This window comes from Trueperaceae bacterium (assembly GCA_031581195.1).
GTDB lineage: Bacteria > Deinococcota > Deinococci > Deinococcales > Trueperaceae > SLSQ01.
On sequence record JAVLCF010000120.1, the window covers coordinates 1 to 6,686 of the forward strand.

At 76.1% G+C, this 6,686-nt stretch carries 7 protein-coding genes; 3 read left to right on the plus strand and 4 right to left on the minus strand.

Features of this window, described 5'->3' with window-relative positions; translation table 11 throughout:
* From RI554_09830 to RI554_09845, 4 genes are all read right to left on the minus strand, one after another.
* Positions 1-874: polysaccharide pyruvyl transferase family protein (locus tag RI554_09830; protein ID MDR9392313.1), on the minus strand; the 874-nt coding region annotated here is incomplete at its 3' end.
* Positions 875-882: 8 nt separating this feature from the next.
* The gene (locus RI554_09835; protein ID MDR9392314.1) at positions 883-2,721 is read right to left on the minus strand and encodes a DUF5693 family protein; all 1,839 of its coding nucleotides are present in this window, start codon (positions 2,719-2,721) and stop codon (positions 883-885) included.
* Entirely contained in the window at positions 2,714-3,373 is a 660-nt protein-coding gene (gene udk / locus RI554_09840) for a uridine kinase (GenBank protein ID MDR9392315.1), read from the minus strand. The genes RI554_09835 and udk overlap by 8 nt, the downstream gene beginning before the upstream one ends.
* Positions 3,370-5,082 (minus strand): CTP synthase, encoded by a 1,713-nt coding sequence (locus tag RI554_09845; protein ID MDR9392316.1) that lies wholly within the window; start codon positions 5,080-5,082, stop codon positions 3,370-3,372. Before RI554_09845 ends, udk begins: the two co-directional genes overlap by 4 nt.
* Positions 5,083-5,151: 69 nt before the next feature.
* Here RI554_09845 and gmk point away from each other — a divergent pair, with 69 nt between their 5' ends.
* From gmk to RI554_09860, 3 genes are all read left to right on the plus strand, one after another.
* On the plus strand, positions 5,152-5,784 hold the full coding sequence (gene gmk / locus RI554_09850; protein MDR9392317.1) for a guanylate kinase: 633 nt from the start codon (positions 5,152-5,154) through the stop codon (positions 5,782-5,784).
* Positions 5,785-5,843: 59 nt separating this feature from the next.
* The gene (locus tag RI554_09855; GenBank protein ID MDR9392318.1) at positions 5,844-6,122 is read left to right on the plus strand and encodes a DNA-directed RNA polymerase subunit omega; all 279 of its coding nucleotides are present in this window, start codon (positions 5,844-5,846) and stop codon (positions 6,120-6,122) included.
* On the plus strand, positions 6,088-6,686 hold a 599-nt coding region (locus RI554_09860), incomplete at its 3' end, for a flavoprotein (GenBank protein ID MDR9392319.1). The genes RI554_09855 and RI554_09860, both read left to right, overlap by 35 nt.

A 6,686-nucleotide genomic window follows, 5' to 3' on the forward strand; every position in this document is an offset into this window, starting at 1 on the left:
GCACGACGGTACCGCCCGACGCGGCGGCGAAGCCGGCGACCTTCGGGTCGTACCCCACCCCGACGTGGGGGACGCCCGCCCCGGCGGCGAGGATGAGCCCGTGCAGGCGGACCGACGCGACGCGCCGCGCGGCGGCGACGTCCCGCGCCGCGGTCCACGGGTCGCGCCAGGTGGCGACCTCCGCGTCGGCGGCGGCGGCGATGCGCTGGGCCGCGGCGGCGTCCGCGCCCGCCTCGAGGGCCGCGACGACGACCCGTTCGCCGTCCGCCCGCACGCGCCGGGCGAGGGCCACGAACGCCGCTTCCGCGCCGGGCACGTCGGCGCGGGGGATCAGCAGCGTCGGGCGGTCCGCCGCCCCGCCCCCCACCCCGCCGGGCGTCCCACGGGTCGCCGACGCCAACCGGAGGGCGGGGTCGGCGCCGGTGGCCGCCTCCAGCCCGAGCTCCGCGAGGAGGGCGTGCGACGGGGCGTCGCGCACCAGGATCGGGACGCCCGCGAGCGCCTGCGCGACCGCGCGGCGGCCGGCGGGGGAGAGCGGCCCGACGGATTGGCCGAACACGACGACGCGCTTCCCGAGGCGTCGCGCGAGGCGGAGGACGCCCAGGTAGTAGCGGAGGCTGCGGCTCGACGTGCGGTCCTGCAGCAACCCCCCGCCGCCGGAGACGAGCGCGTCGCTGGCCGCGAGGGCGGCGGGCACGCCGAGGAGGCGGTGCCGGGCGGGGAGGTCGTGCAGGGCGGTGGTGGCGCGCGGCGCGGCGCTCAGCGCGGCGGGCGCGAAGCCGGCCGCCCGCAGGGCCGGCGCGAGCCCGGCGAGGATCGCTTCGTCGCCGAGGTTCCCCGCGCCGACGAAGCCGGAGATCAGGACCCGCGTCATGGTCGGCGTCAGGCCGCCGCGAGGCGGCGGCGGACCCACGCGACCGTCGGGCGCAACGCCGCGACGGCGAGGGTCCCGAGACCGAACCCGAGGGCGAGGGCGACGCCGGTCCGCTCGAGCGACACGAGGAGGGGCGTGTGGTAGTGCGCGAAGCTGTTCAGGATGCTGGCCTGCGCCACGACGCCGCCCGCCATCAGGCCGGCGCGCAGCCACGCCGGGCCGCCCGCCTCGCTGAGGCCGACGACCGCCAGCGGGTGCCCGAGCAGCTCCTTGAAGCGGGGGCGGGCGAACGCCTCGCTCAACAGGGCGCGCACCTGCAGCTCCAGCTCGCTGGCGCCGATCAGCGGCGTGTTGCCGCGCCGCAGCACCACCAGCGCGAAGCCGGCGAGCGCGACGCCGGCGAGCACGACCGGGCCGAGGCGGACCGGCAGTCGCCAGCCGTCGCGCAGCCACGCGAAGGCGCCCTGGGTGCGCAGCAGCGCCCACGCGACGTACAGGGCGGGCGGCACGACGAGGGTGGCCGCCACCCCCCGGAACGGCGCGACGCCCAGCACCGCGTCGCGGTCGCTGCCGACCGCCGCGAGGAACGCCGCCCCGACCAGGCTCCACGCCGCCGCGCGCCAGAACGCCCCGCGGCGGGGGCCGGGGAGGACGTAGCCGAGGACGGGGAAGGTCAGCGCCGCGACGAGGGCGACCGCCCCGAAGTCCAGGCCGGCGGCCGCCAGCCCGAGCGCCGCGAGGGCGGCCGCGACGGCGACCCCCCAGAGGCCGGGGAAGGCGGTGGCGAGCAGCGTGACGCCGGCCGCCACCCCGAGCGACGCGAGTACGCGCAGGGCCGCGGGCGGCGCGTAGGCGTCGAGCGCCTGCCGCCCGAGCGGTGGGGTGCCGATCGCGAAGCCCTCCGCGCGCACCTCCCGCGCGAGGCCGGCCACCAGCGCCTCGGTGTTCGCGAGGGCGTCCCCCTGGACGTTCTGCAGGTACGGCCGCAGGTAGAGCAGCGAGACGTTGCGTTCCGTCGCGGCGAGCACGAACTTGTCGATCACCTCGTGCGGCGGGAGCCGCAGGTCCAGGTACGCCTGCTCGAAGCTGAGCAGCCGGAGGATCGGCGCCCGCCCGCGGAGCGCGCCGATGCCGGCCTGCGGGTTGTTCTCGACGTACGCCGTCCAGCGCCCCTGGGCGGCGGCGAGGGTGGCGTCCATCGCGTGCGGGTAGCCCGCCACCGTCTGGCCCTCGTGCACCAGGACCGACGCGGCGTCCGGCAGGTACGCCCCGACGTTGCGGACGCCGGGCACGCTTCGGGGGCGGTAGACGACGTCCAGGCCCGCTTCCGCGTACGCGGCGATGGTGGCCTCGTCCGGTCCGGCGGGGAGGCGGTCGGCGACGTCGCCGGGGAACGCCCACCAGTCCACCCCCCGGATCGTGACCGCGGCGGGCGGGGTGGGCGCCTTGGCGCGCAGGGCGTCGCTGGCGCCCGGCACGAGGTCGCGCACGAGGGTCGCGTGGGCCGGCACGTCGGGCGGTGGGGCCCCCGCCGCGACCGCCGCGGCGACGGCGTCCGCCCCGCGCAGCAGCGCGATGCGTCCCTTCGCCGCGAGGGTCTCGGGGGTGTCCTCGTACACCGCGACGGCGGACAACCCCAGGGTGCGGTAGTGCGCGGCGAGCGCGACCGGGTCGCGCCCCAGCAGGCGGGCCTGTTCCTCGAGCGCGTCGCCGTCCATGACCAGCGCGACGGGGCGGGCGGCGCCCTCGGCCTCCAGGCGCGCCGTCAGCAGCAGGCCGGCGGGCAGCAGCGCCGCGGCGAGCAGCAGCGCCGCCGCGACGCGGATGCGGCGGCGGGCGTCAGCCACGCGGCACCGGGCTCGGTGGGACGGGGGGCGGCGCGCCGTGCACGGCGCGCTCGACGAAGCTGCTCAACACCGCCATCGCGGCGTGGTTGCGGCCGCCCTGCGGGACGATCAGGTCGGCGTGCCGTTTGCTGGGCTCGACGTACAGGTCGTGCATCGGGCCGACGGTGTCGCGGTACTGCGCGATGACGCTGTCGGTGCTGCGTCCGCGTTCGCGCACGTCGCGCTCGAGCCGCCGAATGAACCGCTCGTCGCGGGGCGCGTCGACGTACACCTTCAGGGCGAAGCGCTCGCGGAGCGCCGCGTCGTGCAGCACCAGGATCCCCTCCATGATCACGACGGGCGTCGGGGCGACCCGGACGGTGGCGTCGTCGCGGTCGTGCCGCGCGAAGTCGTAGACCGGGCGGTGGATCGCCTCGCGGGCGAGGAGGGCGTCGAGGTGCGCGAGCAGCAGGGCGTGGTCGAAGGCGGCGGGTTGGTCGTAGTTCGTCGCGGCGCGCGCCTCGAACGCGACGCCCGGTTGCGCGCGGTAGTAGGCGTCCTGCGGGAGGATCGTGACGCGGTCGGGGGCGTGCGCGTGCAGCGCGGCGGCGACCGTCGTCTTGCCGGAGCCGGTGCCGCCCGCCAGCCCGATCAGCAGCGGCGCGTCGCTCACGGCGCGCCGGCGTCCGTCACGGCGTCCGGTGCGGCCTCCGAGCGGGCGTCGGGGGCGGCGTCCCGTGCGGTGGCGGTGCGCGCCTTCGCCGCGGCGATGAAGCCACGGAACGGCGGGCTGGGGTGCATCAGGCGGGAGCGGAACTCGGGGTGCGACTGCACCCCGACGTAGAAGGGGTGGTCCGGGAGTTCGATCGCTTCGACGAGGCCCTCCCCGCGACCCTCCATGCCGGGCGTGACGCCGGAGACGACCAGGCCGGCGTCGACGAGCGGCGCGACGGCGTCGGGCGCCACCTCGTAGCGGTGCCGGTGGCGTTCGTGCACCACGCCGCCCTCCGCCTCGCCGTACAGGTGCGCGAGGTGCGTGCCCGGCGCGAGGCGCATCGGCCAACTCCCGAGCCGCATGGTGCCGCCCAAGCCCTCGACCTCCAGCTGCTCCGGCATCAACGCGACGACGGGGTGCGGCGTGTAGGGGTCGAACTCGGTGGAGTTCGCCGCCTCGAGCTGCGCGACGTGGCGGGCGTACTCGATGACCGCGACCTGCATCCCCAGGCAGATGCCGAGGTAGGGCACGCGCCGCTCGCGGGCCAGGCGGGCGGCGCGGACCTTGCCCTCGATGCCGCGCACCCCGAACCCGCCGGGCACCAGCACCCCGTCGTAGTCGGTCAGGAAATCCAGGTCGCCGGCGCCGACGTCGGCGGCGGCGAGGTCCTCGGCGGGAACCCACTCGACGTCGACCGCGACGTCGTTGGCGATGCCGGCGTGCACCAACGCCTCGTTGAGCGACAGGTAGGCGTCGGGCATCGCGACGTACTTGCCGACCACCGCGATGCGGACCCGGCCCTGCGGCTCGCGGAGGGTCCGGACCGCGTCGTGCCAGACGTGCAGTTCCGGCACGACCTTCTCCAGCTGCAGGCGTCGTTCCGTGAACCGCCCGATGCCCTGCTGCTCGAGCATCTCGGGGACGGCGTAGACGTGCTCGGCGTTGTAGGCGTTGAAGACGTCGCGCGCCTCGACGTTGCTGAACAACGCGATCTTCGCGCGGCCCTCGTCGGGGAGCGGGCGTTCGCTGCGCACCACCAACGCGTCGGGCTGGATGCCGTACCCCCGCAGCGTCGCGACGCTGTGCTGGGTGGGTTTCGTCTTGAACTCCTCGCTGGTGCCCAGGTACGGCACCAGCGTCACGTGCAGGTACAGCGTCTGGTCGCGTCCCTCCTCGAAGCGCATCTGGCGGATCGCTTCGAGGAACGGCAGCGACTCGATGTCGCCGACCGTCCCGCCGACCTCGACGAGGACGATCTCGGCGTTCACCGCCTCGCCCGCGGCGCGGATGCGGCGCTTGATCTCGTCGGTGACGTGGGGGATGACCTGCACGGTCTGCGACAGGTACTCGCCGCGGCGTTCGCGGTCGATGACGGTCTGGTAGACCTGCCCGGTCGTGACGTTGTTGCCGCGCGCGAGGTCGATGTCGAGGAACCGTTCGTACGTCCCGACGTCGAGGTCGGTTTCCGCGCCGTCGTCGGTGACGAACACCTCGCCGTGCTCGTACGGTCGCATGGTGCCCGCGTCCACGTTGATGTAGGGGTCGATCTTCACCGCGGTGACGCGGTAGCCGCGCGCCCGCAGGAGCGCCCCCAGGCTCGAGGTCGCGATGCCCTTGCCGAGGCTGGACACGACCCCACCGGTGATGAACACGTACTTCGTCGCCATGGCGCTCACGCTCCCGGGAGACGAATCTACCACCCGGGCGGCCCCGGCGCCCGTGGTACCTTCCCGCCCATGAGCGACCCGGGCCGGCGCGGCATCCCGTTCGTCATGACCGGCGCGTCCGGCGTCGGCAAGGAGTCCCTGCGGCGCGAGGCGGCGCCCGCCCTCGGCGACCTCGCCTTCAGCGTCTCGGCGACGACCCGCGCCCTGCGGCCGGGGGAGACCGACGGCGTGCAGTACCACTTCCTGACGCCGGAGCGGTTCCAGGCGCTGATCGACGAGGACGGCCTACTGGAGTGGGCGGAGTACGTCGGCGACTTCTACGGCACCCCCCGCGCGCCGATCGAGGCGCACCTCGACGCGGGCCGCGACGTGCTGCTCGAGATCGAGTTGGCGGGCGCCCGCCAGGTGCGCGAGAGCCTCCCGGAGGCGGTCACGATCTTCGTCGCGCCCCCCGACCTCGCGGAGCTCGAGCGGCGCCTGCGCGGTCGCGGGACGGACGACGAAGCGAAGATCGCGAAGCGGTTGGCGCGGGCGCGCGAGGAGATCGCGGCGGTGCGCGAGTTCGAGTACGTCGTCGTGAACGACGACCTCGCGGACGCCGCCCGCACCTTCGAGGGGATCGTCCGCGCCGAACGCGCCCGCGCGTCGCGCCTCCCGGACGGCGCCGTGGCGCGCTTCCTGCAGACCGCCGCCGACGTGTAGTACGCTTCACGTCCCACCGCGCGCCGCACCGCACGCGCTCGCGGGGCCTTGGAGGACGCATGGCTCAGGACGGTTACGACACCCTGCTCGCGCAGACCGATTCGCGCTACCGCCTCTCGATCGTCGTCGCGCGGCGTGCCGCGCAACTCAAGAGTGGCATGCCGACGCTGTTGAGCGACGAGGAGATGCCCGACGCCGCGGCGAACACCGTCAGCGTCGCGATGGAGGAGTTGCGGCTCGGCAAGCCGGTCACGTGGGGCGAGGACCTGCCCACCGACGCGCAGTTGCGGGAGGCGCGCGCCCGTGAGCGGCGCGAACGCACGACCGAGGTCGTCTGAGGTCACGCCCGACCGGCCGCCCCGCTGGATCGTGGGGGTGACCGGCGGGCTCGCCGCCGTCAAGGCCCCCGCCCTGGTGCGCCGCCTCCGCGAGGCCGGCGCCGAGGTCCGCGTCGCGGCCACGCCCGCGGTCCGTTTCGTCACGCCACTCGCCCTCGCCTCCGCCGCCGGCGGGGAGGTGCTGGACGAGGCCGCCTGGTTCGCGGCCGACGGCGAGGCCCGGCACCTGAGCTTCGCGGCGTGGGCGGACGGCCTGCTGGTCGCCCCCGCCACCGCCGACGCCCTCGCCCGCATCGCGCACGGGCACGCGGGGGACGTCGTGAGCGCCCTGGCGCTGGGGGTGCCGCGGGTCGCGCTCGCGCCGGCGATGAACCCCGCCATGTGGCGCGCCGCGCCGGTCCGCCGCAACGTCGCGCGCCTCCGCGCCGACGGTCGCGAGGTCCTCGAGCCCGCCTCGGGCGCGATGGGCACCGTCGGGGAGGCGCCCGGACCGGGCCGCCTCCCCGACGAGGCGGCGCTCGTCGAGGCGGTCCTGCGGGCCCCGCGCGGGCGCGACCTCGAGGG

Coding starts and splice junctions, on each gene's coding strand:
- RI554_09845 (MDR9392316.1), bottom strand. CDS start 5,082: ATGGCGACGAAGTACGTGTTCATCACCGGTGGGGTCGTGTCCAGCCTC.
- gmk (MDR9392317.1), top strand. CDS start 5,152: ATGAGCGACCCGGGCCGGCGCGGCATCCCGTTCGTCATGACCGGCGCG.
- RI554_09855 (MDR9392318.1), top strand. CDS start 5,844: ATGGCTCAGGACGGTTACGACACCCTGCTCGCGCAGACCGATTCGCGC.